Annotated in this window: 18 protein-coding genes; 6 read left to right on the top strand and 12 right to left on the bottom strand. The window is 64.7% G+C overall.

Annotated features, from left to right (window positions below):
• Window positions 1-9 precede the first annotated feature (9 nt).
• The gene (locus AC1ZV1_RS17590) at window positions 10-1,161 is read right to left on the bottom strand and encodes a MexC family multidrug efflux RND transporter periplasmic adaptor subunit (protein ID WP_484292843.1); all 1,152 of its coding nucleotides are present in this window, start codon (window positions 1,159-1,161) and stop codon (window positions 10-12) included.
• 170 nt (window positions 1,162-1,331) lie between these two features.
• Here AC1ZV1_RS17590 and AC1ZV1_RS17585 point away from each other — a divergent pair, with 170 nt between their 5' ends.
• Window positions 1,332-1,892, top strand: a complete 561-nt coding sequence (locus AC1ZV1_RS17585) for a TetR/AcrR family transcriptional regulator (RefSeq protein WP_484292842.1) — start codon at window positions 1,332-1,334, stop codon at window positions 1,890-1,892.
• A 91-nt stretch (window positions 1,893-1,983) separates the two neighbouring features.
• Entirely contained in the window at window positions 1,984-3,429 is a 1,446-nt protein-coding gene (locus tag AC1ZV1_RS17580) for a SulP family inorganic anion transporter (protein WP_484292841.1), read from the top strand.
• A gap of 77 nt (window positions 3,430-3,506) precedes the next feature.
• Here AC1ZV1_RS17580 and AC1ZV1_RS17575 read toward each other — a convergent pair whose 3' ends face one another.
• The 8 genes from AC1ZV1_RS17575 to AC1ZV1_RS17540 form a co-directional block, all read right to left on the bottom strand.
• Window positions 3,507-3,713, bottom strand: a complete 207-nt coding sequence (locus AC1ZV1_RS17575) for a hypothetical protein (RefSeq protein ID WP_484292840.1) — start codon at window positions 3,711-3,713, stop codon at window positions 3,507-3,509.
• Between the two features lie 53 nt (window positions 3,714-3,766).
• A complete protein-coding gene (locus AC1ZV1_RS17570; RefSeq protein ID WP_484292839.1) occupies window positions 3,767-5,515 on the bottom strand; it encodes a ShlB/FhaC/HecB family hemolysin secretion/activation protein in 1,749 nt (582 codons plus the stop codon).
• A gap of 2 nt (window positions 5,516-5,517) precedes the next feature.
• On the bottom strand, window positions 5,518-11,379 hold the full coding sequence (locus AC1ZV1_RS17565; RefSeq protein WP_484292838.1) for an MBG domain-containing protein: 5,862 nt from the start codon (window positions 11,377-11,379) through the stop codon (window positions 5,518-5,520).
• A 92-nt stretch (window positions 11,380-11,471) separates the two neighbouring features.
• Window positions 11,472-13,169 carry a response regulator gene (locus AC1ZV1_RS17560; RefSeq protein WP_484292837.1) on the bottom strand — a complete coding sequence of 566 codons (1,698 nt, stop codon included), beginning with the start codon at window positions 13,167-13,169 and terminating at the stop codon, window positions 11,472-11,474.
• Between the two features lie 42 nt (window positions 13,170-13,211).
• Entirely contained in the window at window positions 13,212-13,712 is a 501-nt protein-coding gene (locus AC1ZV1_RS17555) for a DUF2938 domain-containing protein (protein WP_484292836.1), read from the bottom strand.
• Window positions 13,713-13,770: 58 nt separating this feature from the next.
• A complete protein-coding gene (locus tag AC1ZV1_RS17550; RefSeq protein WP_484292835.1) occupies window positions 13,771-14,967 on the bottom strand; it encodes an MFS transporter in 1,197 nt (398 codons plus the stop codon).
• A 108-nt stretch (window positions 14,968-15,075) separates the two neighbouring features.
• Window positions 15,076-15,291, bottom strand: a complete 216-nt coding sequence (locus AC1ZV1_RS17545) for a tautomerase family protein (RefSeq protein WP_484292834.1) — start codon at window positions 15,289-15,291, stop codon at window positions 15,076-15,078.
• 32 nt (window positions 15,292-15,323) lie between these two features.
• Window positions 15,324-16,058, bottom strand: coding sequence for an SDR family NAD(P)-dependent oxidoreductase (locus tag AC1ZV1_RS17540; protein WP_484292833.1), 735 nt, complete (start codon window positions 16,056-16,058; stop codon window positions 15,324-15,326).
• 132 nt (window positions 16,059-16,190) lie between these two features.
• On the opposite strand from AC1ZV1_RS17540, the gene AC1ZV1_RS17535 reads away from it, so the two are divergent.
• Entirely contained in the window at window positions 16,191-17,105 is a 915-nt protein-coding gene (locus AC1ZV1_RS17535) for a LysR family transcriptional regulator (RefSeq protein WP_484292832.1), read from the top strand.
• 68 nt (window positions 17,106-17,173) lie between these two features.
• Here the strand turns inward: AC1ZV1_RS17535 and AC1ZV1_RS17530 are convergent, their stop codons facing one another.
• The 3 genes from AC1ZV1_RS17530 to AC1ZV1_RS17520 all read right to left on the bottom strand — a co-directional run bounded on the left by AC1ZV1_RS17530 (window position 17,174) and on the right by AC1ZV1_RS17520 (window position 18,799).
• Window positions 17,174-17,686 (bottom strand): thioredoxin family protein, encoded by a 513-nt coding sequence (locus AC1ZV1_RS17530; protein ID WP_484292831.1) that lies wholly within the window; start codon window positions 17,684-17,686, stop codon window positions 17,174-17,176.
• 57 nt (window positions 17,687-17,743) lie between these two features.
• Complete coding sequence (locus AC1ZV1_RS17525) at window positions 17,744-18,187, bottom strand: nuclear transport factor 2 family protein (RefSeq protein ID WP_484292830.1); 444 nt, start codon at window positions 18,185-18,187, stop codon at window positions 17,744-17,746.
• A gap of 108 nt (window positions 18,188-18,295) precedes the next feature.
• Window positions 18,296-18,799, bottom strand: coding sequence for a GNAT family N-acetyltransferase (locus AC1ZV1_RS17520; protein ID WP_484292829.1), 504 nt, complete (start codon window positions 18,797-18,799; stop codon window positions 18,296-18,298).
• Between the two features lie 142 nt (window positions 18,800-18,941).
• Between AC1ZV1_RS17520 and AC1ZV1_RS17515 the strand changes: the two genes are divergently transcribed.
• The 3 genes from AC1ZV1_RS17515 to AC1ZV1_RS17505 all read left to right on the top strand — a co-directional run bounded on the left by AC1ZV1_RS17515 (window position 18,942) and on the right by AC1ZV1_RS17505 (window position 20,575).
• Window positions 18,942-19,373, top strand: a complete 432-nt coding sequence (locus tag AC1ZV1_RS17515; protein WP_484292828.1) for an Rrf2 family transcriptional regulator — start codon at window positions 18,942-18,944, stop codon at window positions 19,371-19,373.
• 108 nt (window positions 19,374-19,481) lie between these two features.
• Window positions 19,482-19,868 (top strand): DUF1360 domain-containing protein, encoded by a 387-nt coding sequence (locus tag AC1ZV1_RS17510; protein WP_484292827.1) that lies wholly within the window; start codon window positions 19,482-19,484, stop codon window positions 19,866-19,868.
• A gap of 17 nt (window positions 19,869-19,885) precedes the next feature.
• A complete protein-coding gene (locus AC1ZV1_RS17505) occupies window positions 19,886-20,575 on the top strand; it encodes a class I SAM-dependent methyltransferase (protein WP_484292826.1) in 690 nt (229 codons plus the stop codon).
• Window positions 20,576-20,625 lie beyond the last annotated feature (50 nt).

Below are 20,625 nucleotides of genomic sequence, written 5' to 3'. Positions count from 1 at the left end.
ATCCAAGCCTTACTGGCGCGATGCCTGCTGCTGCTCCTGGGCATGACGGGCTTCGACCTTGGCGCCCGGCTGCAGGCCGGTGAGGCCGCCGACGATGACCTGGTCACCGCTGGCCAGGCCCTGGCTGATCTGCCAGCGCGAACCCTGCATGGCGCCGGTCTGCACCTGGCGGGTTTCGACACGGCTGTCGGCGCCGATCACCAGCACGTGGGCGGTGCCGTCGGTGGCCCGTTGCACGGCGCGTTGCGGCACGAGGATGGCCTTGGCGTCGGTGCCTTGGGGGGCAGTGACGCGCACGTACATGCCCGGCAGCAGCAGGCCGTCGGCGTTGTCGAACTTGCCGCGCAGCGAGACCTGGCCGGTACCGCGATCCACCGAGATATCGGTGAACAGCAGCTCGCCCTGGCGCTCGTACTGGGTGCCTTCGACGCGCAGGCTCAGGGACTGGCTCTGGCCGGCTGGGAGGTTGCCGCTCTTGAGGGCTTCACGCAGGCGCAGGGCATCGGCCACGGGCTGGGTGAAGTCGGCATAGATCGGGTCGAGCTGCTGAATGCGCGCCATCAGCGTGGCGTCGCCCTGGCCGACCAGCGCGCCTTCGGTGACCAGCGCGCGACCGATACGGCCGGAAATCGGCGCCTTGACCGAGGCATAGCCCAGGTTCAATCGTGCGGTTTCCAGGTCCGCCTGGGCCGAGCGCACCGACGCCTGGGCGCTGCGCAGGTCGGCGGTGGCGGTGTCGAAGTCCTGCTGGCTGACCGCTTCGATCTTCACCAGCGGCTCGTAGCGCTTCACCCGTGCCTGGGCTTCCTGTTGCGCCGCCTGGGCACGAGCCAGTTCGCCTTCGGCACGCGACACGGCGGCCTTGAGCGGCGCTGGATCGATCTGGAACAGCAGGTCGCCGGCCTTCACGTCGGCGCCTTCCTCGAAGCGCTTCTGCACCACGATGCCCGCCACTCGCGCACGGACTTCGGCGACGCGCATCGGTTCGATGCGCCCCGGCAATTCCGAGGTCAGGGTGAGGGGTTCGGTCGCGACCGCCACCACGTCCACCGGGCGCGCCATTTCGGCGGCCGCCTGCGGCTCGCCGGATTGTCCGCAACCCGCCAGTGCCAGCGCTGTCACCAGCGCACTGATTATCCCTACTGCACGCAACCTGCCCATGTTCCACCCGGGTTTGACTATCTGGAAAGGTGCGTATGATCCTTTCAAATTCAAAATGAGTCAATAATGTCTCATTTGCTTCCTGAGGGTATAAAATGTGTCATGACCTTTCAAAAGAAAGGCCTTTTTCTGCACAATGAGACGATCCGCCACCTGACAAGAGGCCCCCAATGACACTTTCTGCCCATGATGAACGACTCCTCAAGGCGCTTGCCGCCGCCATCGTCGACCGCCCGCGGGCGACGCTGAAGGAGCTCGCAGAGTCGGCAGGGGTGAGCAAGGCGACGCTGCACCGCTTCTGCGGCACGCGCGACAACCTGGTGGAAATGCTCATGGGATACGGCGAGCGGGTGCTCAACCAGGTCGTCAGCAATTGCGAGCTGGAAACTGCCGAGCCGCTGACGGCACTGCGCAAGCTGATCCAGGAGCACCTGACGCACCGCGAAGTACTGGTCTTCCTGATGTTCCAGTACAGTCCCGACAGCCTCGATCCGTGCATGGACGGCCGCTGGCAGTCCTACAGCGACGCGCTGGATGCCTTCTTCCTCCGCGGCCAGCAATCCGGGGTGCTGCGCATCGACGTCACCGCGGCGGTGTTCACCGAACTCTTCCTCTCGATGATCTACGGCATGGTCGATGCGGAGCGGCGCGGACGTGCGGCCAGTTCCAGTTCGGCGACCGTGCTGGAGCAGCTGTTCCTCAACGGCGCCGCGGCGCCTGCCAAGGCCTGACGCGCTTCCATGCGGGATTAGCGGGTGGTGGCTGGGGGTGGTTTTCCGTACCATTGCCGGCCCTTCGTGTTCCCCGCTTCCGAGTAGAAAAATGAAACCCGCCCGCCTGCGTGCCGATGTCCTGGCCGGACTCACCACGTCCTTTGCGCTGGTGCCCGAGTGCATCGCCTTCGCCCTGGTCGCCCACCTCAACCCGCTGATGGGCCTGTATGGCGCCTTCATCCTCTGCACCCTGACCGCGCTGTTCGGCGGCCGCCCCGGCATGGTTTCCGGCGCCGCCGGGTCGATGGCGGTGGTGATCGTCGCGCTGGTGGTGCAGCACGGTGTGCAGTATCTGCTGGCCACGGTGCTGCTGGGTGGGGTGGTGATGGTCCTGTTCGGCCTGCTGCGCCTGGGCAAGCTGGTGCGCATGGTGCCGCACCCGGTGATGCTGGGCTTCGTCAACGGGCTGGCCATCGTCATCGCCATGGCCCAGCTGGAGCACTTCAAGGACGGCGAGCACTGGCTCAGCGGCAACCCGCTCTACGTGATGCTGGGGTTGGTCGCCGCAACCATGGCGGTGGTCTACCTGTTGCCGAAGCTGACCCGCGCGGTGCCGCCGGCGCTGGTGGCGATCCTCGGTGTCGGGCTGGCGGTCTACCTGCTCGGCCTGCCGACCCGCACCCTGGGCGACATGGCGCACATCGCCGGCGGCCTGCCGCAGTTCGCCTTGCCGGAGATCCCGTGGAACCTGGAAACCCTGCGGATCATCGCGCCCTATGCCTTCCTCATGGCCATGGTCGGCATCCTGGAAACCCTGCTGACGCTGAACCTGACCGACGAGATCACCGAGTCCCGCGGCTTTCCGGACCGCGAGTGCGTGGCGCTGGGCGCGGCCAACATGGTGTCCGGTGCCTTCGGTGGCATGGGTGGCTGCGCGATGATCGGGCAGACCGTGATCAACCTCAGCTCCGGCGGTCGTGGTCGGCTTTCCGGCGTAGTCGCCGGGGTGATGATCCTGCTCTTCGTGCTGTTCCTTTCGCCGCTCATCGAGCGCATCCCGCTGGCGGCGCTGGTGGGCGTGATGTTCGTGGTGTCGCAGCAGACCTTCGCCTGGGCATCGCTGCGGGTGCTGAACAAGGTGCCGCTCAGCGACGTGCTGGTGATCATCGCGGTGACGGCCATTACCGTCGCCACGGACCTGGCCACCGCGGTGTTCTGCGGCATCATCCTGGCGGCGCTGGATTTTGCCTGGAAGCACGCCCGCGAGCTGTATGCGGACATCCATGACGAGGCCGATGGCAGCAAGCTGTATCGCGTCCACGGCACGCTGTTCTTCGCCTCCACCACGCCCTTCCTCAATCAGTTCGACCCGGCGGGCGATCCGCAGCAGGTGACCCTGGACTGCGCGCACCTGAGCTTCGTCGACTACTCGGCCATCGCCGCGCTGATGACCCTGCGCGAGCGCTACAGCAAGGCCGGCAAGCAGCTGCGGGTGGTACACCTGTCCGAACGCTGCAAGCAGTTGCTCAAGCGGGCAGGCGCACAGCACGCCTGAGCGCAGAGCGTGTGAATCCAGAAAGCCCCGCAGAAGCGGGGCTTTTCAATCCGACAGGGGAACTGGGCGGGTTGGGCTCAATGCTGCGGCGAAGCCATCTGCTGGTAGGCATTCTCCAGTGCATCGGCGTCGCGCAGCAGCTGGCGGGTGGCGCAGCGCAGGCGGCGGTTGAGCTCGGCATTGGCGATGAAGGGCGCCAGTTCCCGCAACAGGTCTGCGGTCAGTTCGTTGTTGTAGGCGGTCGAGCGCACGCTGCGCAGCGCCAGGATATCCGGGTCTTGCATGGCGATAGCCTCCGGTTGGCGGCGGCCGGCGATGCCGGCCGCCCGGTTGCAGCTCAGAAGAGCTTGAGGAAGTTGAGGTAGAAGCGCGGCGCCTTGCCGTTGTCGTCGTCCAGTTCCTTGGCCGAGACCGAACGGGTCAGCGGGAAGGCGACTTCCGGCGAGACGTAGGTGTCCTTGAACACCTGCAGGTGGGCACCGAAACCGGTCGAGGACAGGCTCTCGCTGCTGATCCAGTTCGGGTCCTCGCTCCAGACCTTGCCGACGTCCCAGAACGCGTAGTACTGCGTCGGTACGGCATGGTCGCGGAAGGTGTGGATGCGGTTGTACTGCAGCTCGGTTTTCATCGCGAAGCCCTTGTCGCCGGTGATTTCCGACGGGTCGTAGCCACGGCCGAACTCGCTGCCGCCGACGCCGAACTGCTCGGGCGAGAGCAGCGCCTGGCCGAACGAGGTCTGCGCGGTGCCGGCAATGTACAGGTTCATGCCGTCGATGATCTTCGAAAGGTCCTGCAGCCGCTGGGCGTCCACCTGCAGCTTGGTGAAGTCCGTGCGGCCGCCCTCGCGGGACGGGTTGGCGCGGTCTTCCTGGCTGGCGCCCATGATCTTCAGGCCCTTGCTCAGCTCGGCCTTGACCAGGTTCTTGCCGCCGAAATCGTCGAAGAAGTCGTAGCTGGCGCCCAGGCGGACGGCACGGATACGGTCATCGCTGGACGGCGGGTTGTGTGGATCGTCCAGGTACTCGGACTTGCCGTTGTACCAGGTGAAGGCGGCCGAAGTCTTGAAGGTCTCGTCGCGCTGGCGGATCCACGGGCGGGTGATGCGCACCGCGAAGGTGTCGCCGGAGCTGTTCGCGTCGAGGAAGGAGTAGGTGTCGGCATGGCCGTCGTTGTGCTGGGCGAGGAAGCTCACCACATCGCCCTGGCCGCCCACCGGCAGGTCGTACTGTCCCTCGAAGAAGGTCATCTTGTTACCTTCCACTGACCGCCCGGCGCGGATGCCCAGGTGGTCGCCGTGGCCGGTGAGGTCGTTGACGCCGACCCCGCCATAGACCTGCCAGGGCCCGAAATAACGGCTGTCGCGGTTATCGAAACCGAAGAAGCCTTCGTACTTGCGGATCTGGTTGTCGACGATCAGGTCAGTGCCCTGTTCCATCGGCGAGGCGGCGAGGGTGGCGCGACTCTGCTGGCCGGACAGGTCGTTCATCAGCAACAGGTTGCGCTCGATGGTGGCGCTTTTCGGCGGCACTTCCTGGCGGATGTTGTTGGCATAACGCTTCACGGCCTTGTTGCTGTCGCCTTGCAGTTTCACTTCGTTGACCCGGCCCTCGAAGACCTGGATCAGCAGTTCGCCGTTTTCCAGGCGCTGCTCGGGCAGGTAGGCGCGGGCCAGCAGGAAGCCAGCCTGGCGGTAGCGCTGGGTGATCTGCGCGACCACTGCATTGACCTCGCCGAGGGTGACGCGGCGGCCTTCGATCTTCGCGGTCAGCGGCGCGAAGGCCTCGGGCGCGTAGAGCGTGGTGCCGCGGATGATCACCTTGTCGACCTGGAAGCGCGTGGTGTCGTTGGGGTTCACCACCATTTCGGCGGGCGGTTCCTCTTCGCCGGGGACCACGACGGTGTCCGGCAGTTGCAGGGTCGACGGCATCTGCGTCGAGTTTTCACGGCTGCCGTCGGGACGGGGAACTTCCACCCGACCGGGGTCGAGCTGAGCACGGGGCCCGGCGAAGGCCGGGGCCTGGGCCAGCAACAGGGCGGAGCACACGGCTGCCGCGAGGATATGCAGTTTCGAAGGAAAGGCTCTCATGGCTATTTCCCTCCATGGTTAACGGGTTTGAGATCGTGAGGAATCACGCTGCGGTTGGCCTCGGGGACGATGAAGTGACCGTCCTTGAACAGGCTATTGGCGTAGGTCAGGACGTCAGCGAGGTCGGGCGTGGTGCTGCTCTTGCCGTCATACGAACGCGGCTTGCACACCAGTTGCACGGCGTAGCTGCGCACCACGGCGGGGGAGACCGAGTAGTTGGCCGAGGCGGCCGACGGCGATTCCAGCGCGGTGCAGCGGGCGTTGCCGGGGGACTGCGCGGTCATCGGCAGCGGTGGCAGGCCGGGTTGCTCCGGCGGTACCGGGGCGAGCGGACCGGTGATGGTCAGCGCGCCGTCCCTGAAGGTGACGCTGTAGTTGTTGCCGGCGCTGAAGGCTTGGTTCTGACTGATCGCGTAGGCGCCCGCGTCTTCGCCAGGCGCGCGTTGCAGAGAGCCCTGGGCGATGGCGGCCTGGTCATTGCCCTTGAGGCCGCTGACGCTCCAGCTCAGGGCCGGATCGGCGGCGCCCTGCACCTTGCTCTGGTTGTCGGCGCTGACTACCAACGGGGCGGGCGTGACCTGCAGGTTGCCGTCCTTGAACACCATGCGGTAGTTGCCGCTGGTGAGGGTCACGTTGCCCTGGGTGATGGCGTAGCCCTCGGGCGTGACGTTCTCTCCGGAGATGCGTGCCAGGCTGCCACTGGTGACCGAGGCCTGCGTGTCGCCGTTCTTCAGGCCGCTGACGCTATAGGTGAGCGTCGGGTCGAGATCGCCGTAGACCTTGGTCTTGTGGTCGGCGGTGACGGTCAGCTCGGCCGGGGTGATCGCCAGCTTGCCTTCGTTGAAGGTCAGGATGTAGTTGCCGTTGGCGCCCAGCGAGCCTTGGCCAATGCCGTAACTACCCACGTTCTCGCCGGCTGCACGGCCTGCACTTCCGCTGATCACGGAAGCCGCACTGTCGCCATTCTTCAGCCCGCTCACGCGGTAGGTCAGGGACGGATCGATTTCGCCGTAGACCTTGGAGCGGTCGTCGAAATCGATCTGCAGGGTGGCGGGCGTGATGGTGAAGGTGCCGTCCACATACTGCAGCAGGTAGTTCTGGCTCGTGCTCCTCAGGTCGCCCTGGCCGATGGCGTAGCCGCCGGCCTTCACATCCTCGCCGGCCTGGCGGGCGATGTTCCCGCTGAGCACCGAGGACTGCTGGTCGCCACCCTTCAGCCCGCTGACCTGATAGCTGAGCGCAGGATCGATCTCGCCATAGACCTTGGTCTTGTCGTCCGCGCGCACCATGATGGTGGCGGGGGTAATGGTGAAGGTGCCGCCCTGGTAGGTGAGGATGTAGTTCTGTGAAGCGTTGCCAGTCAGCCCCAGATTTCCCTGGTTGATGGCATAGCCTCCATCTTTCACATCCTCACCGGCCTGGCGTGCCAGTTGGCCTGCCAGTGCCTGGGTTGCTGTGTCCGCTCCTTTAAGGCCACTGACCTGATAGCTCAACGATGGGTCGAGGTCGCCATAGACCTTGCCCGTGTTGTCCGCTGTTACCGTGAGGCTGGCGGGGGTGATGGTCAGCTTGCCGTCCTCGAACTCCAGAACGTAGTTCTTGCCCTGGGTATTGTTCAGGCCAAGCTCGCCCTGGTGGATGGTGTAGCCACCCGCACGGACGTCCTCGCCGGCTTCCCGACCGAGCGCGCCTTTCAGCACGTCGGCTGCTGTATCGCCGTTTTTCAGCCCTGTGACGATCTGAGTCAGCGCAGGGTCGGCATCGCCATAGACCTTGGATTTGTCCTCAGCCTTGACCTTCAAGGTGGCCGGGGTGATAGCGAGTTTTCCGTCAACGAAGGTCAGCACATAGTTGCTGTTTTCACTGAGCCCCAACTCTCCCTGGCGAATGGCGTAGTCACCCACGTTCTGGCCGAGGTCGCGGGTGAGCCCCTTGCCATTGAGCACGTCGCTCTGTTGGTCGCCATTCTTCAGGCCCGAGACCTTATAGCTCAGTTCAGGATCGAGTTCGCCATACACCTTGGTCTTGTCATCGGCGGACACTGTCAGTGTCGCGGGCGTGATTTTGAAATCGTTGCCCGTGAAGCTCAGGACATAGTTCTGGCCTTTTCCTGACGACAGATCGAGATCACCCTGGCGGATGCCATAGGTGCCGACGTTCTGACCCGGGTCGCGCACCAACCCGCCGCCGAGAACGTCGGCCTGGGTATCCCCATTCTTCAGACCGCTGACGATGTAGGTGAGGGCTGGGTCGAGATCGCCGTACACCTTGGTCTTTCCATCGGCCTGGACGGTCAGCGTGGCGGGGGTGATGTAGAAATCTCCATCCACGTAGCGCAGCACATAGTTCTGGCCGGCTGCTGCGTTCAGATCCAGCGTGCCTTGATGAATGCCGTAACGACCGACGTCAGTGCCGGCATCCCTTTGCAGGCCGCCGCCGTTAAGCACATTCGACTGGGTGTCGTCGCGCTTGAGCCCGGACACCTCGAAGGTGAGGGTCGGGTCAGAATCACCGTAGACCTTGGACTGGTTGTTGGCCGTGACGGTCAGCTCGGCGGGCGTGATGCTGAATATCCCGTCGTGGAATTGCAGGATGTAGTTGCTGCTGAGTAGTGCCAGGTCACCTTGGGTGATGCCGTAGGTACTCACGTTCTCGCCGGCATCGCGTTTGAGTCCACCACCGCCGACAACGTCAGTCTGTTTATCCCCGTTCTTCAGACCATTGACCTGGTAGGTGAGCGACGGATCGGCATCGCCATATACCTTGCTCTGGTTATCTGCCTGGACGTCCAGCGTCGCGGGGGTGATCTGCAGCTGCCCGTCGACGAACCGCAGCCTGTAGTTGCCGCCCAGGCCATTGTTCAGATCCAGCTGACCTTGGTCGATGCCGTAGCGGCCAACATTCTCGCCAGCCTGGCGGGAAAGGGCACCGCCGTTGAGCAGGTCGTCCGAGGTATGGCCGAGCTTGGCGCCGGAGAGTTCATAGTCCAGTTTCGGATCGGCATCGCCGTAGGTCTTGCTCTTGTCCTTGGCGGTCACAGTGAGTTCAGCAGGGGTCACCGTGATGGTGCCGGCGCTGATGGCTGCTTGGTGCCTGTCGGCCATGATGCCTTGGGGATTCAGCTTTCCGTCGACCGTATATGTACCGACGTTCGAATGCTCAGTTGCAGAGGTAGAAGGGGTTACCGAGAATCGATCTTGGCCCAGCTGATGATCGACGAATTGGTCTACTGCAAAGGCCTCAGAATTACCCGTCGGGCTAATTGCCGCGCTGAACTCGGGGTTCTTTTCGCCATACTCGCGTTGCGTGTCCTGAACCTTGCCCTGGATTGCGCTCGACTGTGTGCCTAACTGCACGCCACCGTTGTTGGTTGTGTCATTGCCGGCGAGGAAGCTGATTTTCCCGGCCTGGTAGTTGTTCCCTATGTTCCTGAACTCAGTCAGGTTGGCATCGACAGAGGACGTCGAGCTGCCAAGGTCAACGACCAGTTGATCGCTTTTGCCCGTAGTCCCGTTCAGGTTGATTGAGTTCGAGGCATTGGGGTTGTTCTGGTCTCCCGACCCACCTGTAACGCCGATGCCATTCTGCGAAGTACTCACGGATCCCTGGTTGGTGCCAAAACTGAATCCAGGGGGCAGGTCCGTCGTGACGACGCCGTTGCGAGTGACCACTATCTGGCCGTTCGAATTGTTCGTTCCAATCTTCCAGACGTCACCGGTACTGGGGTTTCTGAAGGTGAGGTCACTGACCCAGTAATCGTTGCTTCTGGTATCTCCAGGAATCGGTTGGTAATTCTTGTGATCGACATAGCCCAGCGCTTCGAATACCAGGTACTGGAACTGCGTGCTGTCATCGATTGTCAGGTGGTGGGTAACCCGGCCGTTACGCTCCCAGATCCATTTCTCGCCAACTTTGGAAAGCGTCTCTGAGGACACCCCGTCCATACTCTGGGTCACGCCGTCCTGGGTGATCTGCACCTTGCCGGTATTCACCGGGCCATTGGAGGTCTGGTTGTAAATGAATTTGCCGTTCGAGGCCTTGCCAGCAAGTGTGCCGGCGTAGTTGAGGTAGCTGTCCAGCAGCACACTGGAGCCCTGGACGGCCACGTCCTTACCAATCAGTGCAGTTCCTTCCTGCTGGATCACCGACGCGCTATTGGAAGTCTTGATCCAGATCGTTCCATCGCTGACATCGATGATTGCACGTCCCATGTAGCCGGCTTCGCCGGATACGCCGGGGGTGGTGTTGTTGAGCATCACATCGCCGGTAGCGAGGATGAACAGGTGACCATCCTTGAGCAGGATCGGTGCGTTGATATAGATCGAGCCGCTATCGTTGCGCTTGGCAGCGTTGAAGGGGCTCTGGGAATCGTCATAGACACTGATCGGTTCAGCAGTGCCGTTGGTCATGAGCTTGAGTACGTGATAGCCAGCGTCCTGGGCCACGATGGCTTCGTTCACATTGATGCGGTTGGTCGCGCTGACCTCAACGTCGTTGTTCTTCAGGGCAGACACGATTGTGGAAGCTGATACGGTGTCGGGGTTGCCGGTACTGTCGACGGTCACTGTTTCTGGGTCGAGCAGCCATTTGCCAGATTGCTGACCGCCCGCCGCATTGACCTGCGCATCCGCAGTAACGGTCAGTTGTTTGCCGGAGGTTTCAACCTCACCGCCTTTCTGCCCCCCTTGTGCGCTGATGTTGCCGGCGAAGTGGGTCTTGCCATCGCTCCAGACGACCACCTGGCCGCCATCGGTTCTCCCGTCCGCTTTGAGCTGAGCGCCTTTGGCAACGGTTGTGTTCCTGGCCGCTTGCTCGGGCCCTTTGCCCTGGAAGCTTCCGCCTACCAGCACCTTGCCGCCTGCGCCCTGGGTGCCGCTGGCATCGATCTTCGCGCTGCCGGCGACGTTCACTTCGTCACCCAGCACCTTGATCTGCCCGCCGTTGACCCCGGTGGCGCTGATATTGCCGGTGACGTTGGTCTTCGCCGAATTGCCCAGAACCACGGTTCCGCCATCGGTGGTGACGGAGTCGGCCATGACCTTGCCGCCGAGGTTGATCACCGAGTCCAGGTGTTTGGCGGCGCGGTCCGCGCTCATGGCGACAGTCCCGTTGCCGACGTCGATCTCGCCGCTGTTGTGCACGCCACCGGTTACATCCGCGTTGACGCTGTCTTTCTCGCCGGGCTCACCGCTCACGGCGATGTTGAGCAGGCCGTCACCGTGGAAGTCCAGGGTGGCCTGCGGCCCGGTCGCCAGCTGCACCAGGCCTTTGCGTGCTTGGATAACCCCTGCGTTATTCACCTGGGCTCCCAACAGGGCGACCATGCCGTTGTCGTGCACGGTGATGCGGCCCTGGTTGGTCACGTTGCCGGTCAGCCGGATGTCCAGCTTGCCGGTCTCGGCGAACTGTCTGGCCTGCTCTTCGGTGAGGAAACCGGCGCTGGCGACCAGGGCGCTGGAGCTGATGTGCGCTTTCGGGCCGATCCACACGCCGTTGGGGTTCACCAGGATCAGTTGGCCGTTGGAAGTCACCGCGCCATAGATCTTCGAGGGATCACTGCCGATGACGCGGTTCAGGGTGACCGACTTGCCGTCGGGCTGGTTGAAGGTGATCTTGTTGTCGGCGCCGACGTTGAAGCGCTGCCAGTTGATGGCGGTGCGCGGCGTGGTGGTATTGACCGTCATTTCCGGGCCGCTCTGGCTGATGCTGCCGCTGCCGGAAACCACCGATCCGCCTTGCGGCAGGTTGCTGTCGGCGCTGGCATAGAGTGGCAAGCCGCTGCTCGCCAACGTAATGGCAATGCAAAGGACGTGGAGGGAACTGGGGCAGGTGTGGCGCGAAGGCGCCGGCTCGGGATGCTTCATGATGCTTCTCCATAGCGTGGCTATGGCGCAAGCATCGATTCAGGGACGCGCAGGCCCCATCGTGGGAGCCCGAAACTGCTGTAGTGGGCGCACTAGAAACGCGGGCTTCCCTTGGGAAGCTTGAGATGGATCAATGCGGCGACCTCGGGGTGAGCCGGGCTGCCCACCTCCAGGCTGCCGCCCAGCAACCGGCACAGGCGCTGGGCGAGCTGGAGCCGCGCCTGACTGCCCAGGCCACCCAGTTGCGCCTGGATATCCGCGGCGCCACTGGCGCGAAACGTCAGTTGCCAGTCCACCTCGCCATGCAGCAGGGGCGCCGTCGCCGCCGACAGCTCCAGGTCGCCGATGCCGGCCTTGTCGAAGCAACGCAACAGAACATCGATCAGGCGCTGGTAGCGGTTGGGATCGATCCAGCCCCAGCAGTCCTCTGCGCTGGGCAGGTAGCCCTGCGGCGGGTAGTTCGCCTCGATGGCGCGACGGGTCAGGCGATTGAGCTCTTCGGACTGCGGGATCGCCAACACCGTGCCGCGTTCCAGCTCGGTCAGCTCCCGCAGGACTTCGATCTTGTCGCGCAGCCTGGCCAGGAGCGGATCGGCCCCGGCCAGTGCCTGGACTTCCGGATGTCGGGCCTGCGCATCGGCCAGCAGCTCGCCCAGTCGCGCGATCTCAACCAGCAGGTCCTGCCCGGAGCTGAGGAGGATTTCGCTACGACTGGCGAACAGCGAGTCCAGGTAAGCCTTGGATTCCTGCAGCCGTTCGACGTAACGTTCGTGCTCGGTGATGTCGACATAGGACGTCAGCACGCCGATCGCTTCGCCGTTCGCCTCTTTCAGTGGTACGCCGATGACGCGGATAATTCGCCGATCTCCGAGGCCGTGGGCGCCGAGAATCATCGAGAAAGGCCGGTCGCCGGTCGCGCAGCGGAGGTATTCCTGCTGCGCCGGGAGCACATATCCGGGGTCCGCCTTGCCCAGCTCGAAGATGCGCGCTCCCAGCAGTTGCCCGGGTTCGCTTGCATAGACGTCGGCGAAAGCCTGATTGCAGGCCAGCAGCAGGCCATCGGTACTCCACAGGCTCACCGGGTTGGGGAGGATTTCCAGCAGTTGCTTCAGGTCCTCGGTCTTGTTCTGACTCGCCGCGGGCGGCAGGGCCAGGCGGCTGATCACGCTGTCGCTGATGAGGCCACGCACCTTGGCGGCGTCCACCAGGTCGATCAGCGAGTCGGTCTGGGTCTTCTCCAGCAGGCGGGTCTTGTAGGTGCTGACCGTGCGATCGCTGATGGCCAGCTCTTCGGCGATATCCTTCACCCGGTAGCCCTGGGCCAGGTACTGCAGCACGGTGAGTTCGCGGGGGGTGATGTGCTCGCCCAGGTTGCCCCGTTCCGGCGTATCACCCAACCCTTGCGGGGGACGCGCGGGAAACACCGTGCGACCGCTGAGCACCAGTTTCACCGCCGCGTCGAGTTCCTCGGGCCGGTCGCCCTTGTGCACGAAGCCCCTGGCGCCGGCGCGCAGGGCAAGCTCCTGGTAGTGCGCTCCGGACAACTGGGTGAAGGCCAGGGCCTTCTGCCTGGGCAGTTCCTGGTGCAGCCGTTGGAGCACTTCCAGGCCGCCCATGCGGGGCAGGTCGAGGTCGAGTATCAGCAGGTCGGGATGCAGGCGGCGCACCAGTTCCAGGGCACGGCGGCCGTCTTCGGCCGTGCCGCTGACCTCGTGTCCGGCCGCTTCCAGGTGCTGGCGCAGCGCGGCGAGCATGAAGGGTTGCGGGTCGGCAATGACGATGCGGCTCATCCTGGGGCTTCCTGCGCTCGGGTGTGCAGCAAGGTTAGCCCATCACCTCGCGCCTATCAGCGGGGCAAGCGTGGTCGCACCGAGGTACAGCCCGAGGCCGAAGATCCCGTGGGTGAGCAGGCTGTGCAGGCGGGCCTTGGCCGGGTTCGCGGTCCTGCGCGCGGCGATGCCCAGGCCCAGTGCCGGCTGCATCAGCAGAAAGGGCATCGCCACGGTGACCACGCCGAACAGCAGGGCGGGCGGCAAGGTCGGCCGGCACAGCCAGTCGGCGCCGGTCAGTGCGACGAGGGCAAGGGCGAAGCCGATGCCGGTAAGGTAGTGGATCGCCCAGCCCAGCGGGCGTTCGCCGGCCACTGGCGGGGCCTTGCCAATGGCCACGTGGCGGAAGCGGCCACGTGGCATGTGACCGACCCAGCGGCCGACCAGGGCATAGTCCAGCGAGGGCACGCCAAGCAGGCGCCGGCGCAGGACGGTCCAGCCATCCATCAGCAGGGTGGCGCCAACGCCGATGGCGAGTGTGGAGAGCAGGGAAGAGAGCGACATGGCAGGTTCCTTCGAATGAGCCGATGGAACCAGCATCCCGGTTCAAGTGGACTTGAGGTCAAGCCTCGCTGGCGATGCGTCGACTCAGGTTGGAACCCAGCACATAGAACACCCCGCCACCGACGATGAAGGCGGCGAGCATGACGAATACCCAATGCGGTGCGAACAGCGTGAGGAAGTAGCCCACCAGGATCGGCCCGAAGGCGCCGCCGAGGTTGGCCAGGTTCTGCGTGCCGTAGTACACGCCGCGCAGGTGCAGCGGGGCGATGCGGTCGATGAACATGTACTCGGCAGGGATCACGATGATCTCGCCAAGGGTGAACACCACCATCGCCAGGCCCCAGTGCACGAGACTGTGGGAGAGGCCGAAACCGAGGATGCCCAGCACGAACATCGCCAGGCCGACGATCAGCCAGCGTTGCAGGTGCTCGTTGCCGATGCGCTTGCCCAGCAGGTACTGCAGGGCGATCACCGTCACCGCGTTGACGCCCAGCAGTGTCTGGATCACCTGGTAGGCGTACTCCGCCGTGCCGGTGGCCACCAGGTACTGGGAGAGATAGGCGGAGAACTGGCCAAACACCACGGCGGTGAGCACGCCGCCAATGGTGAAGTACATCAGCCGGTGGTCCCTGGCCAGGACGCCCATCACCGCGATGAACGACGGCGGCGCCACGCCTTCGGCCGGGCGCATGCCACGGTCGCCGTAGCGCGCGAAGGCCAGCAGAAAGAGCGCGCCGAGGCTCGCCGAGAGCACGAAGGGCAAGTGCTGGCTCCAGTGCGCCAGGGCGGCGCCAATGAAGGGGCCGATGGCGTACGCCAGGTTGATCAGGGTGTAGCGGATGGAGAAGGCGCGGCCCTGCTCACCGGCGGGCAGGAGGCGGCCGAAGATGGTCTTCACCACCACGTCGGTGACCGAGTAGGCGAAGTTGAAGCCCAGCAGGAACAGGAAGAACAGCCACAGCTGGGTGCTCAGCAACATCCCGGCGAAGGCGGCGACGAAGCAGGTGCCGAAGCCGAGGATCAGGCGGAAGCCCGGCAGGCGGTCGATCAGGAAGCCTCCGTAAAGGCTGAGCAGCGAACCACCGAACAGGGCGCCGCCCATGATCAGGCCGATGCGGTTGACCGGCAGGCCGAACTGGGTCGAGAGGTAGATGACCAGGTAGGGCAGGGTGATGGCGCGCCCCAGGGTAAGGAGGAAAGTGCCACTGAGCAGCAGGTTGACCTGTAGCGGATAACGCTTGAGCGCGGCGAGCATTCCATGCCTCGGCTGTCGAAGGAGCGAGTGGGCACCTGATCCTAGCAGCACCAGCTTGGTGCAGGGCAAGCGCCGGAGGCTCTGGGGAGCCCCGGCGTGCCCGCGCGGTCAGCTGCTGCCGTGCCTGCCCTTCGCCTTCAGCTCGGCGACGGTCTTGCCGCCCACGCCCCAGGCGTCGGTGGCGATTTCCTGGATCACCACGTAGGTGGTGGATGGCGGCTTGCGCAGCACGCGCTCCAGCAGTTCGGTGACGCCTTCGATGAGCTGGCGGCGCTCGTCGGCGGTCACACCTTCGTCGGTGACCTGGATGTTCACGTAGGGCATGGCGGTTCTCCGTTGTTGGTCGAAAGGTTCGCTTACCAGACGCCAGTGGTGGAACCACCGTCGACGTTGAGGATGGTTCCGCTGACAAAGGTCGAGTCGGTCAGGTAGAGCACCGCGTCGACGATATCCTGCGGGCTGCCGATCTTGCCACTGGGCGAGAGGCTACGGAGGAAGGCGCGGGTACCTTCGTCGTCGGCGTGCAGCGGGGTTTCGATGATCCCGGGCGCCACCGCGTTGACCTGCACGTGGGAGGCCGCCAGCTCCAGGGCGAGGCCGCGCACCGCGCTGTTCAGGCCGCCCTTGATCAGCACCGGCAGCAGTGCCGGGACTTTCGTGTTGGGCTGCATGGCGATGGAAGCGGTGATACTGACGATGTGCCCCGAGCCGTTGCCGGCCATGTGCTTTGCCGCGGCCTGGGACGGGTAGAAGAAGCCCTTGAGGTTGGTGTCGACGATGGCCTCGAGTTCTTCCACGGTGTAATCACCCACCGGCTTGGCGATGAAGATGCCGGCGTTATTGATCAGGATGTCTACCTGGCCGAAGGCTTCGATGGCCTGGGCGAACAGGCGCTTTGCCGTGTCGGGCCTGGCGATGTCGCCGGCCACGGCGAGAAAGTTGTGCGGGTTGCCCAGCCTGGCCGCGGCTTCTTCAAGGCGGGCCTGGGTGCGGGCATTGCCGACCACGTTGTAGCCGCGTGCCAGGTAGGCGTGGGCGATGGCGAAACCGAGGCCGCTGGAGGCGCCGGTGACGATGACGGTCTTGCTCATGGTGTTGTCTCCGAGAGTGAGGCGGGGCGGTGTGCTCGCGTCGTGGAAGCCACTCTAGGGGGCTGCCGCCACTTGAAAAATGAGGCGGATGGCATTTGAATTGATACTCCATGTAATCAATCGAGCCACGTCATGCCCCGCCATTTCGACGACCTGCAACTGGGCAGCATCGAGCTGTTCTGCCTGGCGGCGGAAACCGGCAGCTTCACCGCCGCCGCCAACGAGGCCGGGATCACGCCGGCGGCGGTGAGCCGCACGGTGGCGCGCCTGGAGGAACGCCTGGGCGTGCGCCTGTTCGTCCGCACGACGCGACAGATGCGCCTGACCGAGGACGGTCGCGCTTACTTCGAGCAATGCCGGCAGGCGCTGACCCAACTGGTGGATGCCGAGCGTGCGGTCACCGGCGGGCAGAGCATCGTCTCCGGGCGCCTGCGGATCAGCGTGCCGACGCCCTATGCGCATTACCGGCTGTTCCCGCGGCTGCCGGAGTTTCGCCGGCGCTATCCGCAGGTGCAGGTGGAGGTGCACGTCAGCAACCGCAACATCGACTTCGCCAATGAAGGGTATGACCTGGCGATCCGTGGCCGCGACCCGGCGGACTCCAGCCTGGTGGCGCGTCGCCTGGAGAACGCGGAGAACGTGGTGGTCGCCACGCCCGAGTACCTGGCGCGTGCCGGCGTGCCGCAGACGCCGGACGATCTCGTCGGGCACGAGTGCATCCAGTTCGAGCTGCCCAGCACCGGCCGGCGCGTTCCCTGGTCCTTCCGGGTCAATGGCAAGCCGGTGGAAATCGAGACGGCCGGCAGCCTCACGGTGCTGGAGGATTACCTGGCTACCGCGACCCTGGCCAAGTGCGGCGGCGGGTTGATGCAGGCGTATCGCTTTACCGTGCAGGAGGAGCTGGAGCGGGGCGAGCTGGTGGAAGTGCTGAAGGACTACGGGCAGACCAGCCGGCCGTTCCTGCTGATCTACCCACACGCACGCCATGTACCGTCGCGCGTGCGGGCGTTCATCGAGTTCATGCTGGAGCTGCAGTCAGGACCGTAGGGCGCAAGACGCGCCCTGCGGTCCTACAAATGACGGACCATACCCGCGAACGCGCCGGCCGGGCGCAATTACGCCCGGCCTTCAGCCGTCTCGAACAATTCCAGCAGGTCCGTCAGTGTGCTCTCCAGGTACTCGCCCGCACGGTACGCTGGCTTGAGCGCGTCACCACCGGCCACCACGTCCTGCGGCCGCTCGATGAAGCGGCCGACCGGCTGGAAGTCGCCATCGAGCACCAGCACTACCGGAATCAGGATGCGCTCCAGTGCCATGCGCTCGCGCAGGTCATCCTCGGCGCGGCCCTTGGTGATCACCGCCAGCTCTACGCGGGGTTGCAGGCGCTGCAGGTGGTCCATCACGGTGACGTTGATCTGGCAGTCCGGGCACCACATCTCGCCGGCGATCAGCAGGCGATAGCGGCCTTCGATGGCCTGGATGCGGCGCAGGGTCTCGGTACCGATCGTGCCGGGCTCGGCCAGTTGCCGCTGGACCTTGCGCACGCCGGCGATCTCGTCGGGCAGGCCGTGGGCGACGAAGGCGTCGAAGCCTTCGCCGATGGAGAAGAGTTCCTCGAAGGAGGCCATGGGGATTTCCTTGAACGGGTAATGGCCCATACCAGCAGAAATCCCCCGGGCGAGCAATCAGCTCTTGGCGGTCTGTGCCTTGGCGGCGGCCAGGTAGGGGGCCAGGCGCCGACCCATTTCCTCGCCCAGCGCCTGCAGGCCGCTCAGTGGGCGAACCATTACCTCGAACTCGACGATCTTGCCGCTCTCGTCGAAGCGGATCATGTCGATGCCCTTGAGGTCCTTGCCGTTCACCGTCGCACTGAACTCCAGCACCACGTTCAGGCCGTCACCGGTGGCCAGCTCGCGGTGGTAGGTGAAGTTCTCGAAGACTTGCAGGACGGTGTTGAGGATGGTCGAGACCACCGGCGCGCCAGGGTAGGGACTGTGGGCCATGGGCGAGCGGAACACCGCATTGGGCGCCAGCAGCTGCGGCAGGTTGGACAGGTTCTTGGCGGCCACCATCTGGTGCCAGCTGGCCAGGGAAGCGGCGGCGTGGGGTTGCAGGTTGAGTGCGGTCACGGGGATACCTCCAGAGCGTTCTTGTTGTTCGCTCAGGACGATACGGCCGGGCCGGCGGGTCGCTCAATGATCGGAAATGACAGAAGACTGATCCTGAAGAACAGGGGGTCAGTGAGCGACCGGGCTGACCAGGTAGCTCACCAACTGCGGATCGTCGCCCGGCTCGATGGCCTGTACCGAGCGTGGCAGCTCGGCGAACACGGCTTTCCAGAAGGCCGCCGCCACGTCGTCCTGGGCATAGAAACGCACCAGCCAGGGGCCGGGATTGCCCAGCAGCACCTGGTTCGCCAGGGCGCGGCCGATGCCGAGTCGGCGGTACTTCTTCAGCACGAAGAGGTCGGATAGCTCCAGCGCGTCGATGCCCGGCAGCTCGCTGCCTTCCACCAGCAGGAAGCCGGCGATGAAGCCATCGGCGAGGATCAGGTTGGCGCTCCATTCCGGCTCGCTCCAGTAGCGCGCCAGGTGCTCTTCGTGGATGTAAAACCGGCCGTCGACCTCCACGTCCTCGTCTTCCCAGTCCGACGACTCGTAGGCGTAGTACTGGTAGAGGTTGCGGATCAGTTCCTGGTGCTCAGGGCCGGCCTGCACCAACTGGATGGAAAGGTCGTTCATGGTCGGGACTCGCGGAGAGGCGGAAGTGGGCGCGTGACCGCCATTGTCGCCCATTCCCGTGGCAATGCCAGTGGCAGACGGGTTTGAACGGCGCGGTGGCGGGGTGCGATGATGCAGGCGCATTTCCTTTCGAGACCCCGCCGTGCGAACCGACAGCCGCCTCTCGCGCATGCTCCATGTGCTGCTGCATATGGCCCGCGACGACCAGCCCGTGACCTCCGAGCGCATCGCCCAGATGCTCGGCACCAACCCGGCCGTGGTGCGGCGAACCATGGGCGGCCTGCGCGAAGCTGGCTACGTGCGTTCGGAAAAGGGCCACGGCGGTGGCTGGACACTGGATTGCGACCTGGCCCGGGTGACGTTGCTCGACGTCTACCGAGCGGTTGGCAGCGAGCGCCTGTTCGCCATGGGGTTCGACCACGTGCACCCGGACTGCCTGGTGGAAAAGGTGGTCAACGCGGCACTGCAGGACGCCATGGAACAGGCCACCGCCATCCTCCTCGAGCGCCTGGGCGCCGTATCCCTGGCCGATCTTGCCGAGCGCTTCACTGCGCTGTACCCGAAAGACCGCTGATTGCCGTTTGCGCTGAATGCCGCTCGATGACCGGCGTTGACCCTGCGTGCTCAGTCAAGTTACTTTAAAAGTAACGAAAGATTCGACACCCACCAGGAAGCCCCTCCCATGATCGATCTCTTGAACTCGCCGCTGGCCGGCGCGCTGTGGACCTGCATCGCCCTCGCCATCGCGGCTTCTGCGCTGTCCATGACGGTCACCCAGACCGAACTCTTCGCCCCCTTGCGCAAGCTGGCCTGGAAGGTCCACCCCCAGGTCGGCCATCTGTTCCAATGCTTCTACTGCTTCAGCCACTGGGTGGTGATCGCCGGCACCCTGGTCTACCGTCCGGTAGTGATCGCCAGCGGCTGGGCGCCAGTCGACTGGCTGGTGGCGACCTTCTTCACCGTCGCCCTGACGGCCCTGTTCTGCGGCCTGCTGTTCAAGGTATTCCTCACCGCCATGGCCAAGGCCGTCAGCGAGCGGGAACTGAAGAAGCTGTTCGCCAGCGAGTGACTCTGAAAGGACTCGGCATGAACCACTCCGAACTGATGGCCCCGTTCCACGATCCCGATGCCGCCGCGCGCTACGCGGAAAACCCGCCACGTTTCGTTCCCGGCCTGTTCGACCTGCACCACATGGCGGCCATCCTTCTGGCCGAGCAGGCGCCGCAGGACGGACACCTGCTGGTGCTTGGGGCGGGTGGCGGCATGGAGCTGCGGGCCTTCGCCCATGCCCAGCCGCAATGGCGCTTCACCGGCGTCGACCCGTCTGCCGAAATGCTTGCGGTCGCCGCGCAGATGCTGGGGCCGGATGCCCAGCGTGCCGACCTGCTGCAGGGCTATATCGACGATGCGCCAGCGGGGCCGTTCGATGGCGGTGCCTGCCTGCTGACCCTGCACTTTCTGCCCGAGCCCGAGCGGCTTCGCGTGCTGCGGGAGCTCCACGCGCGCCTGAAGCCGGGCGCTGCCTTCGTCATGGCGCACCTCTGCGTGCCGCAAGGCGCAGGCGAGCGGGCGCGCTGGCTGTCGCGCTATGCGGACTTCGCCGTTAGCGCGGGAATGGAGCCGGCCAATGCGCAACAAGCCCGCACAGCGGTGGATGCGCACCTGAACATCCTCACGCCCGAGCAGGACGAGGCGCTGCTCTGGGAGGCTGGTTTCAGTCGCATCGAAGCCTTTTACGTCGGCTTCGCCTTCCGCGGTTGGGTCGCGCTCGCCTGAGCGCTTTTCGAGGACTCTGTCTGCTAGGCTGGCGTGCCGTTTTGCGCTGG

It is taken from the genome of Pseudomonas sp. BB438, from assembly GCF_057180225.1.
The sequence above is the reverse complement of the archived record's forward strand: the minus strand, read 5'-3'. Positions and strand labels throughout refer to the sequence as shown.